Source organism: Pseudomonas sp. RA_35y_Pfl2_P32, assembly GCF_963970735.1.
Classification (GTDB): domain Bacteria; phylum Pseudomonadota; class Gammaproteobacteria; order Pseudomonadales; family Pseudomonadaceae; genus Aquipseudomonas.
Window position 1 is genome coordinate 67,163 of sequence record NZ_CAXAQF010000003.1, and the last position, 24,247, is coordinate 91,409.

The following is a 24,247-nucleotide window of genomic DNA, read 5'->3' on the forward strand; positions in this document are numbered from 1 at the left end:
GTGCGACTGGCAGCGACCGCAACACCTGTCCTAAGCAACGGCAGCCTTCAGCCTGCTTGCGACTCTGGGGAGTTGACGGGCTGACGTGAAGATGCAGGAAGTTTTCAGGTATGACGTTGGTTGCCTCGGTTTTCGCTTGATTCATTGATGTACGACGACACAAGCGATTAATGCGTGGGCTGTAATTTTCGGTGCGGATTCGAGGTCAGGATGTCAAAAAAATATAGGGTTCTGGGAGTCGTTAGTGTCGTTGCGGTACTTCTCGGATTGGCTGTATTCGTGCTCCAAAATTTATCTGACATAGAACTCAACGATGCTCGGGTCTCTACGTTGAAGTTTCGGGCAGGTGGAGCGGAGTTGGTCGGCACACTGGCACTGCCCATGAAGGTTCAATCAGCGCCCGTGGTTTTGATCATTCATGGTGATGGTCCTGTGGATCGCTTTGCATCCGATGGATACTTCCCGCTCATTAACAGCCTTCTTGATGCTGGGATAGGTGTCTTTACCTGGGATAAACAGGGTGTCGGGGAAAGCAGTGGGGATTGGCTTAACCAGTCGATGGCAGATCGTGCCACCGAAACCGTGGCCGCACTTGCTCGAGTGCGCAAGGAAAGTGGCGTTGCAACAAATAAGGTAGGCTTTCTTGGCTTCTCCCAAGGTGGATGGGTCATACCGCGGGCTGCGAGTGAAGGGGATCCCGATTTTTCGGTGATTATCGGTGGGGCGGTAAGCTGGCGGCGGCAGGGCATGTACTACACCGGATTGCGATTGGCGGCCGAGGGGCGTACTCAAGATGAAATTAACGTAATCGTACGGAAGGAGTACGAAAAGAATGACAAGGTTTTCGGCAATCCAAATGAAACATACACCTCTGATAATTTTCCAGATATGGATCGCCCCCATTTCAACTTCGTTCTGAAAAATTACAACGAAGACGTGACGCCATCATTGAAAACCATGAAGGGGCCGGTTCTGGCGATTTGGGGGGCTATGGATTTGAATGTCAATGCAACCGAAGATTCGAACGTCTACAAGGCGTTATTTTCTGGCGCCAGGAACCGGCAAGTTATCGTTATCCCCGATGCCACCCACGGCCTGTTGAGAGCAGGGCTGTTTAATTATCAGTTGATATCGCAATGGCCGATATGGAAGGAATTTTTGTTCGTGGCTCTCGGGCGTCGATCATATGCTCCCGGCACCTTGGACTTTATTAGTGACTGGATCAAATCTTCGTCATCGAACGACCAATCGTAAGTTGGCAAGAGGACAGCCGGAAATTGATTTGTTTGTAAGCGTCCGGGGGGCACACCTTTGGATGGATAAACCAGTGTGCTAAACAGATCCGTTCACTGTCTCGTAGGTGGTGATATCTGCGGGGCTTCATGTGCAATGGAGTTATGATGTTCATTCTCCCGCTCAATTTTCTCTTGTGCGGTCGTGACGCCTTTCTGGAACAACTGTTGATAAAACTCCATACGTTTTTTCAAACCGACGCAGCGTTCTGCTTCTGCGGTAGCCGCCGCTCGGATCTCCGTCATTTCCAGTTCCTTGGCACTGACTTTCTCGCGCAAGCGCTGGCGCTTCTCTTCTCCCTCTTTACGCCGTTCTTCCCCACGCTTTTGCAACTCAGTGAGTTGACGCTGCGCCGCATCTTGCAACGCCTGATTCATTCCTCCCCCGGAGTAGGTTACATCGCGTGAAAATGTCGCGATGACGTCGCCCTTTTTACCCTTTCCCCTTGGCGTACTTCGATGCGACCGACTATTCCATCATTATTAAACACCGCCTCAGCAGCGGAGGGCGAATAGATCACTCGCCCGGTCACAGGGACTCTTTTTGCATAGGTGGTAAATAACAGATGGATAGCCACCAGCAAAACACCAACGGCGCTCCATAACGCGATTGGCAACACCGATGGCGCCGACACTGTAAAATCGCCCAGCCAGGCGTTTTTTTATGCTGCAACGCCTCCGGACGGAAAAGAGAGTTCACTTTGTCCATCGCACTAACGGCTGATATAAAGCAGGCGTTCAGGCATGTCAATGATCACCCGATGTCCTCGCATAAACCTCATCCCCAACAAGCCGTCAAAGTCCAGTTTCTGAGGCGTTGCGCCATGGGTGACAACAGCCAAGTCATCACGAGTCTTACCTTCGCGATCCGTTAAAGCGATTTTTGTCACCTGGCAATCCAGGTTCGACGCTTCAGGCTCGATGTCGCGGCACCCAGAGAAAAGGAGGCCTGACGGCAAGCGGTCGGAAAACAGGAGAGAATGGCTGGCGGCAGTATCGACAATCAAATGTAAAGGCGCATCGCCTACGGATGCGGTAACACGCAATCCAGATGCGGTTTGCTCAATGGAGTAGGATGACCATTTTTTTATGTCAAAAGGCAAGTTCGCCAGTATCTGCAGCCGATCGTTTTTAAAATCCATCAGAACCCGACGCTCGCGAAAAATCCCAAGCCCCATAACTTCATTCACTGGGACATCGCCGCCCATGCTTAATCCCCATGGTTTAAAACTCACCACTTCAACATTATCAAAAGGGATATTGGAAATAAATAATCGGCTAATCTTCCATGCGGAAACTTTATTTTCACCACCAGATACATCCATCAACCGTCGAGGGGGTTGTTCAGTCGCCTGCAGGATCGGATTAGCCACTAAATTGTCAAGATTATATTTATAAAGATGCATCCCCTCCCCACTGCCGGTATCCAGCATTAAGGTATGAAGACGGTTATCGATCCGAACATCAATTAACGGTAGCCCGCGTTCATCATACCGCAACCGCCAAAAATCAGCGGGAAGGCTCGCCATGCTAATACCGGAAAACAAGAACGCTAATAAGGATAGCCGCTTGATCATGAGTTGACCTCTAAATTTTTCATGATTACATTCTCTGCCACTCCCGATTCAATCAAATGCGAAGCCGCAATGTAGGATTGATGCAAAATGGTTCTGGAGATGCATATGGATTTTGCGACGCTAGCGTTATTCCTGCCCGCGTGCTTTGCGCTGAATATGGCGCCAGGGCCCAACAATCTGCTGTCTATCAGCAATGCAACGCGCTACGGATATCGCGCATCCTGTATGGCTGGCGTAGGTCGGCTGTTAGCATTCGCGATCATGATCGCACTCGCTCCGGCGGGCTTGGCCGTCGTGTTGAAAATTTCAGAGCTAGTCTTCTAGGGGATTAAAGTAGTGGGCGCTGCGTACCTTCTCTACCTGGCGTATCAGCTGTGGGGCGCTGCACCGGAAGCAGAGTTTGAATCAGAAAACGTTCGGGGAGAACTGTGGGGGTTAGCAAGGCCGGAGTTTCTCGTCGCCGCAGGCAACCCTAATGATGGCCAATATAAACTCAGGTGACGGGCAGCTTTCGGCCGATTCTGTTGAAAAAGTCGGCGGCAGTTTTTGAGGCATCAAAGTACGCGTCAGAGATCGAAATCTTGAATGTCCGCAGAGCCTCTCAGACTAAAATTTCACATAGAAACGTGCTGAAGAGGCGCTTTCACCGCCCCATCCTACAGTGTTCTGAAAAAACCGAATTTTTCAACAGAATCAGCCGGAAGTTGCCGATCACTGATGCTGATTAAAGGCTGAGCAGTGAGAGGCTAGTCATCGCTGTTGTAAACTGCGATGAAATATCGGTGGGTGGAGGCGATGAGCTTCGAGGCGACGGAGTGACGAAAAAGGTAGGCTCTTCCATCGTCTTTCCTTCAGCGTTCGTATGCGCCCTCCAGTCATGACAGAGGGCGCAAATGAGTTATTGCTCTTTTGAGGGTCAGCTTGCAGACGTCTGCTTTAACCAGTCCAGAATTGTCTTGGTTGTCTCTTTTGGCTTTTCTTCCTGAATCCAGTGGCCTGTGTCCAGACTGACAACCTCGAGGTTTGGCACAAAGTCACTCAGATTTGGGGACTTTGGTATCGTATCGCGGTCCCCGTAGATCATTAGGGCGGGGTGAGGAACAATTGGGTCAATGTTCGCCAAGAGATGCCAGTTGCGGTCCAGATTTCGATACCAGTTGATACTGCTCGTGAAGCCAGAGACCTCAAACGCGGCATCGAGGACAGATAGATCGGCATCTGTCATGAGCGGCTCTCCGGTACCAGCCTCAGCCTCAGCTAAGTTGATCATTGCCATTCCTAGTTCGGGTGCTTGTGTTTGTTCGCTCTTGCGATACAGATTTCGAAGGAACTGTTGCCTGTTTTGATCCAGGATCGCATCCGCCACTCCGGGGTGCCGATTGAAATGCACCATGTAGTTATCAGGCCCCATGACGCTTTCGATCAACTCCACCCACGGGATGTCACCCCGTTCCTGATAGGGAAGTGCGAGCGCGATGAGCTTGCTCACTCGGTTTGGATGCAGTAGCGCCGTACCCCAGACAACATTAGCGCCCCAATCATGGCCGACAAAGACGGCATCGTCGTATCCGAAGTGATCAAGCAGCGCGACAAGGTCGCCAGTCAAATGCGCGAGGTCATATGCGGTCACGTCAGTCGGCCGTGCAGAATTGCCATACCCACGCTGGTTCGGCACGATGACGTGATAGCCAGCGGTCGCAAGCGCTGGCAATTGATACCGCCAGCAAAAGGCATGCGCCGGCCAACCGTGACAAAGTACGATCGGGTTTCCAAAGTTTTCTTTTCCGGCTTCAAAAACTTCCAATTCAACACCGTTTACCACACCTGAGAGGCTTGAAGGTGTGCTGCGCAAACTGGCGGAGCAACTGTCATGAACAGCGGCAACGCGGTACTTAACCGACTACATCAGGCAACGCGCACGGTGCAAGCCATTGCACCACTGGCCCCCGAGGCGATAGATCGGCTTGCGGGGTATGCGCTGCAGCGCCAGGCGCTGGACTTACGCCAGGCCGCAGGCGAGCAACTGAGCGGGTGGAAGGTCGCCTTCGCCGGCAGCGCCGCGCAAAAACGCTTTGGTCTTGACGAGCCGGTGTATGGCGCCCTGACGGAGACCATGATCGTCGAGCCGGGTACGGCGGTGGCGTTCTCGCGGTTGATCCAGCCCAAGCTGGAGATCGAATTGGCGTTTGTCCTGGGGCGTGACCTGGCGCCGGGGGACTACTGTGACGAGGATATTCTGGCAGCCATCGGTGACGTAGCACCCGCGTTCGAGATCGCCGACTGCCGTTGGCAGGGCTGGGTTTTCGGAGTGGGCGGCTTTCTTGCCGACAACGCGGCGGCGGGGCTTTATTGTCTCGGACCGCGCATCCCTTTCGATCCTGTACAACACGTCAGCGTAACGTATCGCCTGGAGTGCGACGGCGTGCTCTGCGGTAATGGTGATACGCGCGATCGGGAGGACAGCCCGCTGGCCAATCTGTGCTGGCTGATTCGGCGTCTGTTGGCCGACGGTCAACGTCTGGAGGCTGGGCAGGTCGTGCTGTCCGGAGCGATGTTGCCGCCGATGAATATCCAACCCGCTATGTACTGCCTGCACATGCTTGGCATGGAACTGGCTTTGGTTTTCATGGCGGACGCCGCCCCTGTGTGAACGATAGCTGCCGTCACGGATGACTGAGTCCCTTTCAGGCCGATAAACAAACGGGGCCACCGAGGAACGACGACCATGCTCGCTGAAGTTCGAACCTTCAATGACCCTCAACAACACGCTGGCTCCATCCAGGGCTGGCGGCAAGTGTATGACCAACTCGGCCGTGGCTGCCTGACCAGTGAGCTGCGGCAGTTGTCCTCTGACCGCTTTCAAATCTTCCAGGAAGTGCTGGACAAACGTGTGGTGCAGCGCGGCTATGCGCCGAAAGGTCGGCTGTGCGCGGCCATGTCGTTAGGCTGCGCGCCGGTGGTGCAGGGGCAACAGGTGGGCACTCACAGCGTGGTGCTATTGCGCGACGGCGAGGAGTTTGTGTTGCATGCCCCTGAAGGTATGCACTTCTTCGCGCTCAACGTCGACACGGTACGCTTCGCCAAACTGGCGGCCTTCGAATTGTCTGGCGATCAGCTCAAGCGCCTGAAGACCACGTCCCAACTCAGCGCGGATGACGCGTTACTGTTGCGAATACGTCAGCGTATTCAGCCTCTGTTTCGCCACCTTTTGGAACAGACGGACGCTATCAACTCAACCGCCGAGAAAATGCTGGAGGAAGAACTGCTCGGCGCGTTCCTCGATTTGTTCAGCCACGCCACCGATGAGGTACGTTGTCGTCGCGGTAATTTCGCCGTGAGTGCTTACCTGGTGAAGCGTTGCCAAGAGCTGATCGATGCCAGTGGGGATACACCACTAAGCATTCTCGACCTGTGCGAACACCTACGGGTGAGTCGCCGGACCCTGCAGAACAGTTTTCAGGCAGTGACCGGAATGCGTCCGGTCGAATACCTGCGCAATCTGCGCCTCAACGCGGTGCGACGGCGCTTGATCACCACCTCTGCCTGCACTCACAACATCAGTGAGATCGCGATGGCGATGGGCTTTTTTCATCTGAGCCACTTTGCCACGCATTACCGACAATTGTTTGGCGAGTCACCGTCCGAAACGCTCAGGGCAATGCGTTAAAGACCTCATGTGCGGCTGACGCTTTCCTCCCACCCGATTTCCTTTTCCAGGCTGATATTCAAGCGCTCATGAATTGTCGGTTTCGCTACGCGAAGCTGGCAACTCGGCTCGCTGAATTTGCCTTGCCGTATTCGAAATACAGGGAATTACCGAGGGGTGATGAAGGAGCGCGTTTACTTTTGAAAGGGAGGGTCAGGCGTAGTTGATCCGGTCGGTATAGGCGTTCTGGGCCATTTTTCGTTGATAGTCGCAAGGCGTTGTACTGACCAGTTTCTTGAAATCGCGCAGGAAGTGCGATTGATCGGAAAAGCCCAGGTCGAGGGCCAAGTCCGAAAACGATACATCCTGTTGGGTATTGAGGGTTTCCAGAGCCGCCTGGCAGCGGATGATTCGGCAAAAAGTCTTGGGAGACATGCCGGTGTCCTGACTGAACTGTCGGTGCAGCGTGCGACTTGTGTACCCGCTGAGGTCTTCCAGTTGCTGAATACGAATATCACCGCGGTGGCGTAGCGCCTGCTGAATGACCATGGCCGTGAGTGTTGACGTTTTAGCCATCAGGCGGGGGGCGAGGTAATCGTTGAACAGCCGCATCTGATCGCCCAGCAGCGGTGCTTGAACGATATTTTCGAAGATGCGCTGGGCGAACTCCGAGACCTCCAGCAGATCGAGTTCCCGCTCAGTCAATTCTTCAGCCAGCACATTGATAAATCCGGGAATGACGCCCGGTGAAAAGCGCACGCCGAAGTAGTGATGGTTCTGGTGTAACTCGACCGCTTGGGCAGCCAGCGGCGTGCCACAGATCCGGGCGGTAGGGCGTGTTGCATCACAGTCGAAAACAATATCCACGCAACCGTCCGGCACGGCCAGCAGGTTGGCCGATTGAGCCACATCGAAGGCATAGAAATGCGAGATCGCCGGGTGTTCGGAGGGCATGACCGAATACCGTGAAGAGTTGAGCACGAACCAGGGCTGTTCGTTCGCAGTGTGATGCCGGGGAGTCGGTGCGCACCGTTTGATCATGATTGAACCTTCGATAGGCATTGATGCGGGAATTTCCAAGCATTAATCGCGCCAACTATTGCGCGCCGGCCAACCAAGCATGTCCGAAATTTACAATACCGCCGAAAAACGCGCCCTGATACTCGACGTCGACAGCGTGGAGCTGCGCCTACCGCAGCGACATCACCTTCAGCCGAGAACAATTATGTCAACAAATACAAAAATCGACTTCATCTACCTCTCCGAGCAGGACATGATCCGCGCGGGCGTGACTGACATGCTGGCGTGCGTGAACACCATGGAAGAGATGTTCGGCCTGCTCTATGCCGGTGACTATCGCATGGCCGGTCCGAACAATGACTCCCATGGCGCGATGGTGATCTTCCCGCAGGATTCACCCTTCCCGAACATGCCCAAGCCCACGGCTGACCGGCGCATGATGGCCATGCCTGCCTACCTGGGCGGCAGCTTTTGTACCGCAGGCGTGAAATGGTACGGCTCCAATATCGCCAACCGCGAAAAAGGTCTGCCGCGCTCCATTCTGATGTTTACCCTGAACGACCCCGACACCGGCGCACCGCTGGCCCATATGTCGGCCAACCTGCTGTCCGCGTATCGCACCGGTGCGATTCCCGGCGTGGGCGCGCGCCACTTGGCACGCAAGGACTCGAAAGTCGTCGGCCTGCTCGGCCCAGGGGTAATGGGCAAGACCACGCTGGCGGCATTCATCGCGGTATGCCCGCATATCGACACACTGAAGATCAAAGGCCGTGGCCAGAAGAGCCTCGATAACTTTATCGCCTGGGTCAAGGAAACCTATCCGCAGGTAACCACGATCGAAGTGGTCGACACCCTTGAAGCGGTGGTTCGCGACTCCGACCTTGTTACTTATTGTAGCTCCGGTGAGGTGGGCGATCCCACGACCTACCCAATTGTGAAGCGCGAATGGGTCAAGCCAGGTGCCTTCCTGGCGATGCCTGCATCCTGCTCCCTTGACGACGGGATGGAACAGCGCGACGTACGCAAGGTGCTGGACAACACCGGTCTCTACCAAGCCTGGTTTGAAGAACTGCCCAAGCCTGCGCATCACTGCGTGCCGGTAATTGGCGTGCGCTTCATGGACATGATTGCCGAAGGCAAGATGCAACTCGATGAAGTTGAGGACATCGGCAAGATCATTGCCGGCGCCGCGCCAGGCCGTAAGAACGATGAAGAAATTATCATCATGTCGGTGGGCGGCATGCCCGTGGAAGACGTGGCGTGGGGCACCGTGGTGTACCGCAACGCCATCGAAAAAGGCATCGGCGTGACCTTGAACCTGTGGGAAACCCCGGTTCTGCGTTAAGCCATCCATCACATATTTTGAAGAGCATTCCACATGACAAAAATCATCAAGCTCAAGACCGGTTCCCCGTTTGAAGATCAGGCCAGCTATTCGCGCCTGGTGGTCGTGGACAACTGGATCTACGTATCCAACACCGCGGGCCGCAACCCGCAGACCAAGCTGATTCCGGAAGATATCCTCGAACAGACGCACCAGGTGTTTGCCAACATCGAGTCGGCCCTGAAGGCGGTCGATGCGAGCCTGGCTGATGTGGTGTGTTCGCGGGTGTTCATCCAGGACCCCAAGGACGTACCGGCCGTGATGGCCTTGATCGGCGAAAAGTTTCGCGGTATTGATCCGGCCAGCACCGTCACCTGTCCGCCGTTGGGATCGACGGTCTACAAGGTAGAGCTGGAAGTGACGGCGTATCGCAACGCATCGAAGGCGCAAGTTGAAGTCATTCGCCTGTCGCAGTGACCGTCACGCGGCCGTGCGCATGCGCGGCTTACCTCATTCGCTTACCGAGTCTTGATCATGGCACCGACTATAGCGCCCGTGAAAACGTCTACCGTGTTTCCCTCCGCAACCTCCGTCGTCATCATTGGCGGCGGGATTATCGGCCTGACCGCTGCGTTGACATTGGCCGAACGCAATATCGCGGTGGTGGTGCTGGAAAAAGGCCATATCGCCGGTGAGCAGTCGTCACGCAACCTGGGCTGGGTGCGCAAGACCAGCCGCCACGCGGCCGATATCCCCCTGGCACTCGCCGCGGACCGCTTGTGGGCGAAGATGCCTGAGCGGGTAGGGGCGGATGTCGGGTATCGCCAGGAGGGCATCATGTTCCTGGGCCGCAACCCATCGCAGATGGCGATGCATGAGGGATGGCTCAAGTCGGTGGAGCATCTGTCGCTGGATTCACGGCTGCTCAGCAAGCGCGAAATTGGCGCGCTGGTGCCAGGCGGCGTGGGTGAATGGGCCGGCGGCATCTTTACGCCATCCGATGCGCGTGCTGAACCGACGCTGGCAAGCAGCGCTATCGCCAAGGCTGCCATGGCCATGGGTGTGGTGATTATCGAGCAGTGCGCGGTGCGTACGCTGCAAATGTCCGCCGGTGTGGTCAGTGGCGTGGTCACTGAGAAAGGTGAGATTCGCTGTGATCATGTGCTGCTCGCAGGGGGGATGTGGTCGCGGCGCTTTCTGGGCAACCTCGGTGTGTCGTTGCCGACCTTGCCCTTGACCTGCTCGGTACTGCGTACCCACCCAATGGAGGGGCCGACGGAAATTGCTGTAGGTGCACCGGACTTTTCGTTTCGCAAGCACAGGGATGGCGGCTTCATCATTACCCAGCGCGGCAAACTTGATGCCTTCCTGACACTCGATCACTTGTTGCTGGCCAAGCAATATATGCCGCAGTTCCGTGCGCAACGTAGCGTTCTGAACGTGTCGTTGGGCAAACCTTTTTTCAATGACCTGGCGCTTGCCCGGCGTTGGAAATCCGACAGCGTCAGCCCGTTCGAGCGCGTCAGGGTTCAGGACCCGGCCGCCAATCCGCGGCTCAATAACGACGCGATGAGCAACCTCATCGCGGCCTGGCCGGTGTTTGAACAGGCGCGGATCGCCCAAGCCTGGGCAGGCACTATCGACGTCACGCCGGATTCGAATCCGGTCATAGGGCCGGTTGCGCAGATTCCGGGGTTAACCGTGGCCACCGGCTTTTCGGGGCACGGTTTCGGCACCTCGCCGGCGGCAGGCCACCTGGCGGCGGATCTCGTCAGCGGCCATGCGCCGATCATTGATCCAAGCCCTTATCGGTTCGATCGTTTCTAGGTCGGTCGAAGCCACGCATAAAGGAACCAACCGATGTCTCCTGACAGCTGTTTCTTTACCAACCGTTCTGGCTTGCGCCTGCACTTTTTGCGCTGGGGTGAATCGACCGGCGTTCCCCTTGTGCTGTTGCATGGCTTGCGGGCCTATGCACAAACCTGGGAATCGCTGGTGCAATCCCTGGGTGCGGGCTACTGCATCTATGGCCTGGATCAACGCGGTCGCGGGCTGAGCGACTGGGCCGCGCCCGGCAGTTACCACACGCAGTCGTATGTCGAGGACCTCGAGGACTTTGTCGCCCATGTTGGCTTGCCGCATTTTGTATTGCTGGGGCACTCATTAGGGGGCGCCAACGCCCTTGAATATGCGCGGCAAAATCCGCGTCGGTTGATTGGCTTGATGATTGAAGACATCGGTCCCGGCTCTTCAAGCCAGGGCGATGGTGCCGCGCGCATTCGCCGCGAAATGAGCCAGACGCCCTTGCAGTTCGATAGCTGGGAGGCGGCCCGCGCATTCTGGCAGGCTTCGCGCCCGGGCTTGTCGGAACAGGGCCTAGCGTCAAGGCTCGTTCATTCGATGAAAGAGAGCGAGGGCGTGATCACCTGGCGCCATGATCAACAGGGTATTGCCGAGGCGCGCCTGAGTATCGAGCCGACAGACCTGTGGCCGGCGGTGCGCGCACTGGATTGCCCGACCCTGTTCATTCGCGGCGGCCGCTCGGACTTTCTACCGCCCTCGACGCTGCAGGCGATGAGCGCCAGCAACCCGTACGTGCGGACGGTGGCGGTCGCAGGCGCCAGTCACTATGTACACGATGATCAAGGCGAGGTGTTCAACGCGCTGGTCGCAGGCTTTCTCAAAAGCCTTGAGCTCCCGGGCCAATGAAACCGAGGACGGAGCCCAGCATGATGTTTGGTAAGGCCTTAACCCACACCGGATAAACCGCAAAAATAATAGGAAGATTGACATGAACGATTTTCGAATGCTCATCGACGGCGCCCAAGTGACGGGTGAAAGCGGTAGCTTTGACGTTATCAACCCAGCTACAGGGGCAGCTTTTGCCCAATGTCCGGCAGGCTCGCTGGCGCAATTGAACCAGGCGGTCGACGCCGCCGGCAACGCATTCAAGCAATGGAAGCACAGCGCTCATGAAGACCGTTGCAAGCGTTTGCACGCCATTGCCGACGACCTTGAGCGCGAAGCGGCTGAATTGGCTCGGCTGATTGTTCAGGAACAGGGCAAGCCGTTGGCGCTAGCCATGTCGGAAGTGATGGGCGGCGTGGCGTGGACACGCTACAGCGCCGAGCAGGAAATACCGGTGGAACTGGTGGAAGATAATGCCAATCAGCGTATCGAACTGCATCGCAAACCCTTGGGCGTGGTGGCCTCGATCACACCGTGGAACTGGCCATTCATGATTGCGGTGTGGCACATCATGCCGGCGTTGCGTGCCGGCAACTGCGTGGTCAGCAAACCGTCTAGCCTGACGCCATTGAGCACCTTGCGGCTGGTCGAGATTATTGCCCGCCATGTGCCCAAGGGGGTGATCAACATCGTCACTGGCGAGCGCGGCCTCGGCGGCGCCATTGCCACTCACCCGAACATCAATAAAATAGTCTTCACTGGCTCCACCCCCACTGGGCAAAGCGTGATGCGCGCAGCCGCCGGCAATCTCAAGCGCCTGACCTTGGAACTGGGTGGCAACGATGCCGCTATCGTGCTGCCAGGCACACCGGTGGAAGCGGTGGTGGAAGACATCTTCAAGGCCGCCTTCCTGAACATGGGGCAAACCTGCGCCGCGCTCAAGCGCCTGTACGTGCACGAGTCCCAGTACGACGCGTTCGCCGAGGCCCTGGCCGCCATTGCCCGACGCCAGGTAGTGGGTGATGGCCTTGAGGCGGGCACTGATTTTGGTCCGGTACAAAACCTCGATCAGCTCGAGCAGGTCGCCGCGCTGGTCGAGGATGCGCGGGCTCAGGGCGCTCGGGTGCTGACCGGCGGTGAGCGCCTAGATCGCCCCGGTTTTTTCTACCCACCGACTATCGTGACCGGCGTTACCGATGGTCAGCGACTGGTGGATGAAGAGCAGTTCGGTCCTGTGCTGCCAGTGATTGCTTATAGCGATGTGAAGGATGCACTGTGCCGCGCAAACGCCAGCGACATGGGTCTGGGTGGTTCGGTGTGGGGAACTGACCTTGAGCAGGCACGGGCGGTTGCTGGCGATCTGGAAAGTGGCGTGGCATGGGTCAACTGCCACGCGGTGCTCCAACCCAACACCCCCTTTGGCGGCAGCAAGCTGTCGGGCTTTGGCGTGGAATTCGGCCTGGAAGGCCTGCTCGAGTTCACCGCCCAGCAGCTGAAGTTCGTGCGCAAGGCTGTGCCCCAGTAGCGGTGCTAACCCCTGAGCGCGATGCATCGGGGTAAGCAGCGTGGCAGGGAATCCAGCAGCAAGAGGTGCTTTTCGGAGAGTTGCTGGAGCTACTGGACTTTATGGCAGGGTGCTTCGCCTGCAGGTGCTGGGCCGGGAGCAGACGTTGCAATTCGCGCCGGGCTGATAACGACCGGGGCACTCGCCAGATGGTTGGTCAGCCATCTGGCCGACGGCACCCCATGTGTCTGGTTGTGGGGCTGTGGCCTTGCCGGCCTCGTTTCGCACTGGGGTCACGCGCACGAGCGTAGCTCATTGCGTGTGGTTTAATGCCAGCCCAAAATTGCTCAGGCATGCAGGTGTGTATATCGTCAAAACGTTGGATGCGAGTTTGCATCGCGTTCAAGACTCTATACCAGCGCGGCCCCTTGGATTTCGCGATCACGCATCGCAGGCCATTGAGGTAGCCGGCCCGATCGTGGTTGATGCTGTTATAGCAGTCAGCATATTGGCGACAACCATTCGGAGGGAGAAATTTTGAGGCCGATTTGTTACGTGATCAACGCTCAAATTTCTAAAGATCCGGTCAACACGCTTGTCTAAGCAAAAACCATCCAATCACGTCATTCGCTAGTCTGTTCATACGCGCGAGGCATTAGCTTGTCCGCTTCGACGTGTCGACAAACCGTGACGCTCACTGTAAAGCTACAGGCCGGCTCGTCGCAGATAACGGAAACCTGACCGCAATCCCACCGGCGTCTGCGAAAGGCAAGGGTCTGCTACCCGGTTTCGATCATGAATGGTTCAATGTTATCGACAATGCCTTTGCAGGGGCCAACGTGTCTGTGGTGATGCTGAAAGCCACGAAATCATGATCTTCACCTGGCGTTTATTGATGTGCGGCTGACAGGGCGGTGAGTCTCTGGTTCGGCTGGAATGATGGGACGCATTTTTTCTGTATTGGTGAAATATTTTAAGGTGACTTAACGTATGCGGACTCAGTTTTCAGCTCTCAGCATTAATATGTTGCAGGTTTTGCATGCTGTACTGACTACTCGCAATCTCAGTCATGCTGCCGAAAAGCTTGGCAGTAGTCAGCCGCAGGTTAGCCGGCAGTTAGCGCAACTTCGTGAGGCATTCGATGATAATTTACTAGTTAGGCAGGGGAGGGAGTACTTTCTTAGCCCGAGAGGTCAAGAGATAATTTTTCCACTGGGTAAATTAATAAATGAATTGAATGAGTTATCACAGAAGCCGCAGTTTGATCCGCTTTTGTGTAGTGTTTGTTTTAGGCTTGCATCTTCTGATTATGTTGCTGAGCATATGCTTCCGCAGCTAGTTGATTATTTGCGAACAGCCGCACCAAGCGTCTCTGTGGAGTATCTTACGTGGAAGCCCAATGATTACCAGCTTTTAGCTAATTCCGAGTTGGACTTGGCAACGACTATGTTAGAGCAAGAACCCTCTGGGCTGCGAGGGAGAATGTTAGGTGAGGATGTTCCTGTTTGCGTGATGTCTACGAGCCATGTACTAGTGGGTCATGTTCTGAAGGCTAATGATTATGCATCTTGGCAGCATGTAAAAATTTCAGGTGGGGGAGATAAAGATAGTTTTATTGATAGCGATTTGAAATCGTGCGGCTTATCTAGGCAGGTCGCGCTCACAGTCCCTTTTTATAGTGCGGCGATGGAGGTGGTTTCGAACAGTGATTTACTGGTGACCATTCCAAAACATATCGCGATCAAGATGGCAGAAAAGTACAATGTGACGTGGTGTTCGATTGGATTTATCACTAAGTTCCACCGTTATTGGATGGTTTGGCATGAGAGAACACATATGGCGCCCGAGCATAAATGGTTTCGAGATGTAGTGCTTGGGATATGGACCGGCTCTCTGTTTGGGATAACAAAATATAAGCCGGACAATAAGTAAGGTCGGGGTATTCATTTTTGTCATGGAAGGTATGATAGCTGGTGCATGTACAGGTTCTAACGTTTCCAGTATCGTTGATGAATAGATGTTTTTTTTGATCTGACATTGATTTTGCAGGAGATGTGGAATGAACGTAGAAGAGTTTCGAGTGTGTGCTCATCAGCTTATTGATACTATTGCCGACTATCACGCCGGAGTTGCTGATCTGCCTGTAATGTCTCAAGTCAGGCCGGGAGAAGTACTAAAGCAACTTCCAGCTCATGCTCCAGTTAGCGGAGAGTCGTTTGAGAGGATCATGGGCGATGTTAACTCCTTGATCTTGCCCGGTTTGTCGCATTGGCAACATCCCAATTTTTATGGATATTTTCCCGCCAACGCTACTCTTTCTTCGATATTGGGGGATTTTCTCAGTACCGGGTTGGGTGTTTTGGGGTTGTCTTGGCAGTCCAGCCCTGCGCTGACAGAGCTGGAAGAAAAAACGGTTGACTGGATGAGAGAGCTCTTGGGGCTTTCTGCCAGCTGGAGCGGCGTCATCCAGGATACTGCGTCTACGAGTACGTTGATATCGCTCATTAGTGCGCGTGAAAAAGCATCTAATTATTCCTTGGCGGCTGGCGGGCTTCAAGCTGAGGCTGTACCTCTTATCGTGTATACGTCGGCTCACGCTCACAGCAGTGTCGATAAAGCAGCCCTTCTGGCGGGTTTTGGTAAGAATAATATTCGCTATATACCAACTGACGAGAACTACAGTTTAGATCCGCTCGCTCTGGAGGCTGCGATCATCGCCGACCAAGCGAGCGGTTTTACTCCTTGTGCGGTGGTCGCAACGGTAGGTACTACTACTTCTACAGCGATAGACCCAATTAAACCAATTAGTCAAATTACACAAAAATTTGGTCTTTGGTTACACGTTGATTGTGCTATGGCGGGTTCTGCGATGATTTTGCCTGAGTGTCGTTGGATGTGGGAGGGTGTTGAGCAGGCAGACTCCCTAGTGGTTAATGCACATAAGTGGCTCGGTGTCGCGTTCGATTGTTCGTTGTATTATGTTAAGGATGCGCAGCATCTGATTCGGGTCATGAGTACTAACCCTACGTATTTGCAAACTAGCGTCGATTCGGAGGTCAAAAACCTGAGGGATTGGGGTATTCCATTGGGTCGTAGATTCAGAGCTCTTAAATTGTGGTTTCTATTGAGGAGCGAAGGTGTAGAAACACTTCAGAAAAGACTGAGGCGCGATCTTGATAATGCTCAGTGGTTAGCTACGAAGATCAAGGCTGCGCCAAATTGGAAATTGCTTGCACCTGTTAACTTGCAAACCCTTTGCATTAGATACGAGCCCGCAGGTTTGCACTCTGCAGATCTAGATGCGTTTACGCTTGCTTGGGCTGATAAATTAAATCGGTCAGGGCTTGCGTATGTCACACCAGCAACGCTGGATGATCGTTGGATGATCCGAGTTTCTATTGGTGCAATACCGACGGAGCAAGAGCATATTGCTAGTCTGTGGCAGGCACTGCAGGAAGCTGTCATCTCTTGATTTCATATATCGCCTGGGTGCCTAAGGGTGCCCGGAGCGGCTTTTCGCAACGATTATAAATAATATTTTTTAGACTCGCGGTCAATATGACAGCATATAAAATCTGCCAATCATACAATTAATAATAGGCCAGAGATGAATAATAACGCGAATATAGTCGATCTTAAACGAAATCTCACCAATCGTCATATCCAATTGATCGCACTCGGTGGGGCAATTGGTACTGGATTGTTTTTAGGGTCTGCTGGTGTATTGAAGTCGGCCGGCCCCTCTATGATTCTAGGGTATCTAATCGCTGGGTTAGTTGCATTTTTAATGATGCGACAACTGGGCGAGATGATCGTAGAGGAACCGGTTGCAGGTTCATTTAGCTATTTTGCAAAAAAATACTGTGGTGAGTATGCGGGTTTTTTGTCAGGTTGGAACTGTTCGATCATGTATATCCTGGTGGGCATGGCTGAACTGACCGCCGTAGGGAAATACGTTCAGTTTTGGTGGCCTGAAATACCCACGTGGTTGACTGCGATGTTATTTTTTGCGCTTGTTAATTTGATAAATTTGCTCAACGTCAAAGCGTTTGGTGAAGCTGAGTTTTGGTTTGCTATAGTTAAAGTTTCAGCCATAGTTGGAATGATTTTGTTAGGCGGTTATTTATTGGCGACTGCACCGCTCGACAGTGTCTCAAAAATTTCAAACCTCTGGCGTTATGGCGGATTTTTCCCAAATGGGACATATGGGTTGGTCATGGCGATGCCTTTTATTATGTTCTCTTTTGGTGGGTTGGAGATGCTTGGCTTTACAGCGGCAGAAGCTAAAAATCCCTCTGTGACAATCCCGAAAGCAATAAACCAAGTATTAAATAGGGTGCTCTTGTTTTATGTGGGCGCGCTCAGTGTTTTACTCGCATTGACGCCTTGGTCTACATTGGTCGATGTATTGTTGAAGAGTGCTGACCCCTACGGTAGCAGTCCATTTGTAATGGTTTTTTCTATTCTTGGAAGTGACGTAGCTGCCAATTTATTGAATTTTGTCGTCCTCACTGCAGCTGTTTCTGTTTATAACAGCACCGTATACTGCAGCAGTAGGCAGTTGTTGGGCATGGCAGAGCAGGGGAATGCGCCAAGTGCGTTGAAGAGACTGAGTAAAAACAGTGTACCAGTCAGTTGTGTTTTCTGGACTGCTGCGGCAACCTTGGCCAGCGTAGCTCTTAACTATTTTTTACCCTCGGAGGCACTGGAACTCTTGATGGCGTTAGTCGTAAGTGCCCTGGTGTTGAATTGGGCATTAATTTCTATAATACATTTAAAGTTTAAGAGGTGCTTGCTAAATAAAGGTAGAAGATCTACTTTTCCTTCGATCGCCCACCCCCTGTCAAACATTCTTGTTCTTATATTTGTTGCTTTTATTTTTCTCGTAATGTTCATGATTCCGGCAGTCAGAGTGTCGGTATTACTGGCGCCCGCCTGGCTGGTTTTTCTGTATATTGTCCACAAATTTTTTGTCAGCAAAGATAAGGTGCGCGTTGCAGTTTCTGAATGTGACTAAACTTTTGTTGCTCTCTAATAAGCTAAGGCGGGGTATCCGGAAATTTTAACTATGCGGTGATGATCAGGTCAGTTGACGCTGGCCTGGGTTAGTCGCCTCACGGTACCAGAAATATCCAGCTCGACCTGAGCGGCTAGGCCGTCAATGGATTTTCGGAAGTTCACTGGTTTGGGGTAGAGGTAGAATTTTTCGACTTTAGCGCCGGGACGCATCATGAAGGACTGGCTCCGGAGTGAAATCGGGAGCACAGGCCTTGCTGTTTGCCCCGTGCAGGATTCATCTACTATGCGTTCACATTGGACTCACTAGATTTTATGCCAGTGGCATCAACTCTAGTGAGTTCCAGGACAATGGAGGACCTGTGGCAACAACTGCTTACCGCTGATTTGGAAGTACTTTAAGTCACACCGTTCGCTCCTGTTCCGGCTCAGTCGAATCCTCCAGCCCGAACCCACGTTCCAGGATCGCTAGCTCATCCATGCGCTGTAACTCGTTCGGGATAATGAGAATTTGCACTGTGAGTGGATCTCTGGCCATGTTGGCCAGTTATCAGCTACGGAGCGCTGGGCGAAGGTCGTGCGCCGCGCTACCAGTGAAGGGCCACCGACCAGCCGGCGCTATCTTGAAGTCTGTGTTTTCTCGTATCTGTATAGCGAGTTGCGATCGGGTGACCTGTGTGTCCTGGGGGCTGAATCCTTCGCCGACTACCGCGAGCAGCTACTTCTCTGGGGGGATGCTTGATAAGGCTGCCGGCCTACTACGAGAAGGTTGGCCTGCCAAGCATCGCCAAAGAATTTGTCGCTTCCCTCAAGTCTCAGTTGGAGGATACAGCGCAACAGCTGGATGACAAGTTCCCCTCCTGCCGGGACGCTGTGTCTATCAATGGGTCCGATGAGCCAGTGTGATCCTGCGGCGAATTGGCGTTTTTATAGCTTGACGGTCAACATCAATAAAATTACGTTATGCGTAATCTAATTACGACATTAATAACTCAGGCGTGCCGAGACTTCGAAAGGAGTGATGGGCCGCGACCTATTTCCTGCTCGGGAGGCTCCATGAACCTCGATTCAACAGCGCCAGCGCTGGTTTACCAATCAGGCTTCGGCAACGAATTCAGTAGCGAAGCGTTACCCGGCGCACTGCCCGTCGGCCAGAATTCCCCGCAAAATGCCCCTTACGGTCTCTACACCGAACTGTTCTCCGGTACGGCGTTCACCACGGTGCGCAGCGAAGCGCGGCGCACCTGGATGTACCGCATTCAGCCGTCGGCCAATCACCCGGCATTTGTCAAACTGGAGCGGCAATTGGCCGGCGGTCCGATGGGCGACGTGACGCCCAACCGCTTGCGCTGGAACCCGTTGGATATTCCGACCGAGCCGACCGATTTCATCAACGGTCTGGTAAGCATGGCGGCCAACTCCGGTGCGGAAAAACCGGCGGGGATCAGCATTTATCACTACTGCGCCAATCGCTCTATGGAGCGCGTGTTCTTCAACGCCGATGGCGAGTGGTTGCTGGTGCCGGAGCTGGGTCGGCTGCGTATCGCCACCGAACTCGGCGTGCTCGAGCTGGAGCCGCTGGAGATCGCCGTGCTGCCGCGTGGGCTGAAGTTCCGCATCGAACTGCTCGACCCGCAAGCCCGCGGCTACCTGGCCGAGAACCATGGTGCGCAGCTGCGTCTGCCAGACCTCGGGCCGATTGGCAGTAACGGCCTGGCCAATCCGCGAGACTTCCTGACACCAGTCGCCCATTACGAAGATCTCAAACAGCCAACGACCCTGGTACAGAAATTCCTCGGCGAACTCTGGGCCTGCGAGCTCGACCATTCGCCGCTGAACGTGGTGGCCTGGCACGGCAATAACGTGCCGTACAAGTATGACCTTCGCCGTTTCAACACCATTGGCACGGTCAGCTTCGATCATCCGGACCCGTCAATCTTTACCGTCCTCACGTCGCCGACCAGTGTCCACGGTCTGGCCAATCTTGATTTCGTGATCTTCCCGCCGCGCTGGATGGTCGCCGAGAACACCTTCCGTCCACCATGGTTCCACCGAAACCTGATGAACGAGTTCATGGGGCTGATCCAGGGCAGCTACGATGCCAAGGCCGAAGGCTTCCTGCCGGGCGGTGCGTCGTTGCACAGTTGCATGAGCGCTCACGGGCCGGACGGCGAAACCTGCATCAAGGCGATCAGTGCCGCGCTTGTACCGAGCAAAATCGACAACGCCATGGCCTTCATGTTCGAGACCAGTCAGGTGTTGCGCCCAAGCCGCTTCGCCCTCGACTGCCCGCAATTGCAAAACACCTACGATGCTTGCTGGGCCTCGCTGCCCGCCACTTTCGACCCGACCCGGAGATAACCCATGACGCAGACTTCAATCACTCGCAGCTGGGTTGCCTCCGCCAACGGCCATGCTGATTTCCCGCTGCAAAACCTACCGCTGGGCATATTCAGCCTCAATGGTTCGGCACCGCGCAGCGGCGTGGCTATTGGCGAGCATATCTTTGATCTGCAAGCGGCGCTCGACGCCGGCTTGTTTGACGGTGCCGCACGCACGGCAGTCGAAGCAACATGTTGCGGTCACCTGAACGCGTTCTTCGATCTGGGACGTAGTGCCCGCGTTGCGTTGCGTGAGCGTCTGTTGGAACTGTTCGCTGAGGGCTGCACCCTACAGAGCAAAATCGAACTGCAAAGCGCAAAACTGCTGCCATTGGCCGCCGATTGCCAGATGCACCTGCCAGCGAAGGTCAACGACTACACCGACTTCTACGTCGGTATCGAGCACGCGCAAAACGTCGGCAAACTGTTTCGCCCGGACAATCCGCTGCTGCCGAACTACAAGTACGTGCCGATCGGCTACCACGGTCGAGCGTCGACCATTCGCCCGTCCGGTACTGATGTACGTCGCCCAAAAGGCCAGACCCTGCCAGCCGGTCAGACCGAACCAACGTTTGGTCCCTGTTCGCGTCTCGACTATGAGCTGGAACTCGGCATCTGGATCGGCCAGGGCAATGAGATGGGCGACTCGATTGCCATCGTTGACGCCGCCGAGCACATCGCCGGTTTGTGCCTGCTCAACGACTGGTCGGCACGGGACATCCAGGCCTGGGAATACCAGCCGCTGGGGCCGTTTCTGTCGAAAAGTTTCATCACCACCATTTCGCCTTGGGTCGTCACGGCCGAAGCACTGGAGCCGTTCCGCAAGGCGCAACCGGCCCGTCCCGAGGGCGATCCGCAACCGCTGCCGTACTTGCTGGATAAACGTGATCAGGCCGCCGGCGCGCTGGACATCGAACTGGAAGTGCTGCTGACCACCGCTGCCATGCGCGAACAGGACCTACCGGCTCATCGCCTAGCCCTGAGCAACAGCCTGCATATGTACTGGACCGTCGCGCAGTTGGTGGCACACCACAGCGTCAACGGCTGCCAGTTGCAGGCCGGTGACCTGTTCGGTTCCGGCACCTTGTCCGGCCCTGAGGCCGGGCAGTTCGGCAGCCTGCTGGAGATGACCGAAGGCGGTAAGAAAGTAGTGGAATTGCCGTCCGGCGAAGTGCGCAAGTTCCTCGAGGATGGCGACGAAATCATCCTGCGCGCCCGGTGCCGTCGCGAGGGTTTTGCCTCCATCGGCTTCGGCGAATGCCGCGGCACCGTGGTCGCGGCGCGTTAAGAGGGCAGGGCATGGAACTCTATACATACTACCGTTCCACCGCGTCGTACCGGGTGCGCATTGCCCTGGCGCTCAAGGGCCTGGATTTTACGGCCGTGCCGGTCAACCTGCTGTTGCCGGCGGGCGGTGCGAATCACCAACCCGAGTACCTGGCGATCAACCCGCAGGGCCGTGTGCCGGCGTTGCGCACGGACGAGGGGGCACTGTTGATTCAGTCGCTGGCGATCATCGAGTACCTGGAGGAGCGTTATCCACAGGTGCCGCTGCTCTCCAAGGATCTGGCAGCCCGCGCCCATGAACGTGCGGTGGCGTCGATCGTCGGTTGTGATATCCACCCGCTGCACAACTCCAGCACGCAGAACCTGTTGCGCCAATGGGGGCACGATGAGGCGCAATTGCTGGAGTGGATCGGCCATTGGATCAGCCAGGGGCTGGGCGCAGTGGAGCAGTTGATTGGCAATGCGGGGTTTTGCTTTGGCGAGCGGCCGGGGATGGCGGATGCGTTCCTGATTCCCCAGCTGTTCGCGGCGGAGCGCTTCAAGGTGCCGTTGGCGGCGTATCCGCGCATTGGTCGGGTGGCGGGGTTGGCGGCGCAGCATCCGGCGTTTATTCAGGCCCATCCCGCCAATCAACCTGACACACCCTGATTCCAAATGGGGGTGCGGGCAAGCCGCTCGGTCAGGCGCAGGCACTGGATCGGGTCTTCGCTGAGCATCAGGACTTGTTCCAAGTCAACGCGTTCGGCGTTGCGGCAGTCCAGGCGTTGGTACAGGCTGGCCCGCGCGAGGTAATCGGCGTCATTGGTGCTGCCCAGTTCCAGTACACGCTCGGCGTCCACCAGGGCGGCCAACGGGTTGTCGTTGGAGAGATGCAGTTGGCGCAGGTTGCGCGACAGCCGTTGCAGGATCGAACGCGGATCGGCGGTGTGCAGGTGATCGGCCTGCAACTTGAGGTCGGGCCCGTACTGGCGTTGCAGCAGTTCGCGGCAATCGTCGGGGGTACAGGCGTCGGCCGCCGCACGGGTCCAGCAGGTGATCGGCACCGCGCACCCGCAGCAGGAAGTGCCCGGGGAAGTTCACGCCCACCATGGGGATGTTCAGGCGTCGTGCCAGCTCCATGGCAATCAACCCCATGGCCAGGGGCTGCCCGCGTTTACGCTGTAGCACCTTGTTCAGCGGCGCGGGGCGCAGAGGGGTGAAGTCATCCTGGCCAAACCCGAGGTCATTCATACACCGCAGCAGCGGTTGACCGAGTTCATCCGCAGGCAGCATGGGCATGCCGACTTCTCGCTGAGCAACCTGCCACTGGGCATTTTCAGCCCGGCTGAGTATATGCCGTGGGGCGGTGTGCCCACCGCCGATCTGATTCTGGATCGTCCCAAATTCTTGAAACTAGGGTATTGCTAAAATGACCTAGACGACTTCGAATGACTCAGCTGCGCCCATGCCGCCTCCGATACACATCGATACGACTACAAACTTCACTCCGCGACGCTTACCTTCGAGCAGTGCGTTTCCAACCAGGCGCGCACCAGTCATGCCATCCATAGGAATGGTTCAGATTATGGATTCACTCGCGGTTGACGCTGATCTGGAAGAGGGTGCCAGGAAGTACACCGGCCCCTCTTCGGATTCAGTGAAGCATGACCGGCCACTTGGGCTGGATGGCCAGCGCAAGCAACTCGCGTTGGCCGGAAATGCCTAGCTTGCGGTACAGGCGCTTAATATAGGTGGCGGCACTGGAGCCTTGAATACCCATACTCGAGCTTATAGTCTCAACGTCGTAACCCGCTAGCATCAACTGCAGCAACTCCTGATCGCGTCGGGTCAGTTCCGGGCACATTTTTATCACCCGTTCGCTGAGAAGTGCCGGCATCTCATTGGCTTCGAGATAGGCACGGTAATGAAGCCGGACTATTTGTATCACCAGCGGCGCCGCGTGTTCAATGAAGTCAATCTCGTTGACAGAAAAGTGGCCATGTTCGCGGCCACGATATAAGTTGACCGACAGCCAGCGGCCACCGTCACAGTGGGTGAGCAGGGCGACCCGCTCGGAGATCTGCGGTAGCTCGTAGCATATACGCCGATAATCCCGGTGGACGATATCTTCAACCGACTGGCGTTGCACCAGGACGCGCTCGGAAGTCGATGCTGTCATGCGTGTTGCCATGGCTTGCTGGTTGCCATCCAAACTGTAGAAGCGTTCGGCGTAATTGTTGGAGATTTTCGATAGTTGCGGCATACGGGCGCGGTCGGCAAAAGAAATGATTTGTGGGCTGCGATTGGGGGTATAAGCAAAAATCGTGCACTGAGCCAATGGCACTTGAGTACTGACCAGCTTGAGCATATCCCCTGCCAGCATCTTGCCTTGCCGCTCACCCACGCGGGATAGCAAGCTCACCGTCTCGTCGACGCTCAGGCGGAAATCGCTATTAGACACTCGCAAGGGCCAATATTCCATGGTGCACTCCCGAAGCCCTTGAATGGGCGCTTTCTGGTATTTGTCGGTGAG

Annotated in this window: 19 protein-coding genes and 4 pseudogenes; 16 read left to right on the forward strand and 7 right to left on the reverse strand. The window is 55.3% G+C overall.

Annotation, left to right across the window (positions count from 1 at the left end; translation table 11 throughout):
- Window positions 1-210: 210 nt before the first annotated feature.
- Entirely contained in the window at window positions 211-1,254 is a 1,044-nt protein-coding gene (locus AACY45_RS03900; protein ID WP_339544237.1) for an alpha/beta hydrolase family protein, read from the forward strand.
- A 92-nt stretch (window positions 1,255-1,346) separates the two neighbouring features.
- Here AACY45_RS03900 and AACY45_RS03905 read toward each other — a convergent pair whose 3' ends face one another.
- Window positions 1,347-1,670: a hypothetical protein gene (locus AACY45_RS03905; protein ID WP_339544238.1), complete on the reverse strand. Its 324-nt coding sequence runs from the start codon at window positions 1,668-1,670 to the stop codon at window positions 1,347-1,349.
- 335 nt (window positions 1,671-2,005) lie between these two features.
- Window positions 2,006-2,869, reverse strand: coding sequence for a hypothetical protein (locus tag AACY45_RS03910; RefSeq protein ID WP_339544239.1), 864 nt, complete (start codon window positions 2,867-2,869; stop codon window positions 2,006-2,008).
- A gap of 105 nt (window positions 2,870-2,974) precedes the next feature.
- Between AACY45_RS03910 and AACY45_RS03915 the strand changes: the two are divergent.
- Window positions 2,975-3,343: pseudogene (locus AACY45_RS03915) on the forward strand (LysE family translocator); the annotation flags it as partial.
- 442 nt (window positions 3,344-3,785) lie between these two features.
- On the opposite strand, the gene AACY45_RS03920 reads toward AACY45_RS03915, so the two are convergent.
- Window positions 3,786-4,673 carry an alpha/beta fold hydrolase gene (locus AACY45_RS03920; RefSeq protein ID WP_339544240.1) on the reverse strand — a complete coding sequence of 296 codons (888 nt, stop codon included), beginning with the start codon at window positions 4,671-4,673 and terminating at the stop codon, window positions 3,786-3,788.
- A 66-nt stretch (window positions 4,674-4,739) separates the two neighbouring features.
- Between AACY45_RS03920 and AACY45_RS03925 the strand changes: the two genes are divergently transcribed.
- Both AACY45_RS03925 and AACY45_RS03930 read left to right on the forward strand, forming a co-directional pair.
- Window positions 4,740-5,519, forward strand: a complete 780-nt coding sequence (locus tag AACY45_RS03925) for a 2-keto-4-pentenoate hydratase (RefSeq protein WP_339544241.1) — start codon at window positions 4,740-4,742, stop codon at window positions 5,517-5,519.
- A gap of 75 nt (window positions 5,520-5,594) precedes the next feature.
- Window positions 5,595-6,536, forward strand: coding sequence for a helix-turn-helix domain-containing protein (locus AACY45_RS03930; RefSeq protein WP_339544242.1), 942 nt, complete (start codon window positions 5,595-5,597; stop codon window positions 6,534-6,536).
- 192 nt (window positions 6,537-6,728) lie between these two features.
- Here AACY45_RS03930 and AACY45_RS03935 read toward each other — a convergent pair whose 3' ends face one another.
- Window positions 6,729-7,556: an AraC family transcriptional regulator gene (locus AACY45_RS03935; RefSeq protein ID WP_339544243.1), complete on the reverse strand. Its 828-nt coding sequence runs from the start codon at window positions 7,554-7,556 to the stop codon at window positions 6,729-6,731.
- A 184-nt stretch (window positions 7,557-7,740) separates the two neighbouring features.
- Here AACY45_RS03935 and AACY45_RS03940 point away from each other — a divergent pair, with 184 nt between their 5' ends.
- The 12 genes and pseudogenes from AACY45_RS03940 (at window position 7,741) to maiA (ending at window position 22,383) form a co-directional block, all read left to right on the forward strand.
- Window positions 7,741-8,880, forward strand: coding sequence for a tyramine oxidase subunit B (locus tag AACY45_RS03940; protein ID WP_339544244.1), 1,140 nt, complete (start codon window positions 7,741-7,743; stop codon window positions 8,878-8,880).
- A gap of 33 nt (window positions 8,881-8,913) precedes the next feature.
- Window positions 8,914-9,336 carry a RidA family protein gene (locus AACY45_RS03945; protein WP_339544245.1) on the forward strand — a complete coding sequence of 141 codons (423 nt, stop codon included), beginning with the start codon at window positions 8,914-8,916 and terminating at the stop codon, window positions 9,334-9,336.
- Window positions 9,337-9,393: 57 nt separating this feature from the next.
- Window positions 9,394-10,686, forward strand: a complete 1,293-nt coding sequence (locus AACY45_RS03950; protein ID WP_339544246.1) for an NAD(P)/FAD-dependent oxidoreductase — start codon at window positions 9,394-9,396, stop codon at window positions 10,684-10,686.
- A gap of 33 nt (window positions 10,687-10,719) precedes the next feature.
- Window positions 10,720-11,568, forward strand: a complete 849-nt coding sequence (locus tag AACY45_RS03955; RefSeq protein WP_339544247.1) for an alpha/beta fold hydrolase — start codon at window positions 10,720-10,722, stop codon at window positions 11,566-11,568.
- Between the two features lie 82 nt (window positions 11,569-11,650).
- A complete protein-coding gene (locus AACY45_RS03960; protein WP_339544248.1) occupies window positions 11,651-13,072 on the forward strand; it encodes an aldehyde dehydrogenase family protein in 1,422 nt (473 codons plus the stop codon).
- A gap of 969 nt (window positions 13,073-14,041) precedes the next feature.
- Complete coding sequence (locus AACY45_RS03965; protein WP_339544249.1) at window positions 14,042-14,983, forward strand: LysR family transcriptional regulator; 942 nt, start codon at window positions 14,042-14,044, stop codon at window positions 14,981-14,983.
- A gap of 127 nt (window positions 14,984-15,110) precedes the next feature.
- Window positions 15,111-16,523 (forward strand): pyridoxal phosphate-dependent decarboxylase family protein, encoded by a 1,413-nt coding sequence (locus AACY45_RS03970; protein ID WP_339544250.1) that lies wholly within the window; start codon window positions 15,111-15,113, stop codon window positions 16,521-16,523.
- Between the two features lie 135 nt (window positions 16,524-16,658).
- Window positions 16,659-18,068 (forward strand): amino acid permease, encoded by a 1,410-nt coding sequence (locus tag AACY45_RS03975; RefSeq protein ID WP_339544251.1) that lies wholly within the window; start codon window positions 16,659-16,661, stop codon window positions 18,066-18,068.
- A gap of 357 nt (window positions 18,069-18,425) precedes the next feature.
- A pseudogene (locus AACY45_RS03980) lies at window positions 18,426-18,970 on the forward strand (Tn3 family transposase); the annotation flags it as partial.
- 153 nt (window positions 18,971-19,123) lie between these two features.
- On the forward strand, window positions 19,124-20,428 hold the full coding sequence (hmgA, locus tag AACY45_RS03985; protein WP_339544252.1) for a homogentisate 1,2-dioxygenase: 1,305 nt from the start codon (window positions 19,124-19,126) through the stop codon (window positions 20,426-20,428).
- 3 nt (window positions 20,429-20,431) lie between these two features.
- Window positions 20,432-21,736 (forward strand): fumarylacetoacetase, encoded by a 1,305-nt coding sequence (fahA, locus tag AACY45_RS03990; protein WP_339544253.1) that lies wholly within the window; start codon window positions 20,432-20,434, stop codon window positions 21,734-21,736.
- A gap of 11 nt (window positions 21,737-21,747) precedes the next feature.
- Entirely contained in the window at window positions 21,748-22,383 is a 636-nt protein-coding gene (maiA, locus tag AACY45_RS03995; RefSeq protein ID WP_339544254.1) for a maleylacetoacetate isomerase, read from the forward strand.
- On the opposite strand, the pseudogene AACY45_RS04000 reads toward maiA, so the two are convergent.
- From AACY45_RS04000 to AACY45_RS04010, 3 genes and pseudogenes are all read right to left on the reverse strand, one after another.
- Window positions 22,365-23,016 (reverse strand): annotated as a pseudogene (locus AACY45_RS04000) (SirB1 family protein); the annotation flags it as partial. The gene maiA and the pseudogene AACY45_RS04000 sit on opposite strands and share 19 nt — an antisense overlap.
- A 132-nt stretch (window positions 23,017-23,148) precedes the next feature.
- Window positions 23,149-23,277, reverse strand: a pseudogene (locus tag AACY45_RS04005) (acetyl-CoA C-acyltransferase); the annotation flags it as partial.
- Between the two features lie 91 nt (window positions 23,278-23,368).
- The gene (locus tag AACY45_RS04010) at window positions 23,369-24,196 is read right to left on the reverse strand and encodes a helix-turn-helix transcriptional regulator (RefSeq protein ID WP_339544255.1); all 828 of its coding nucleotides are present in this window, start codon (window positions 24,194-24,196) and stop codon (window positions 23,369-23,371) included.
- Between the last annotated feature and the right edge of the window lie 51 nt (window positions 24,197-24,247).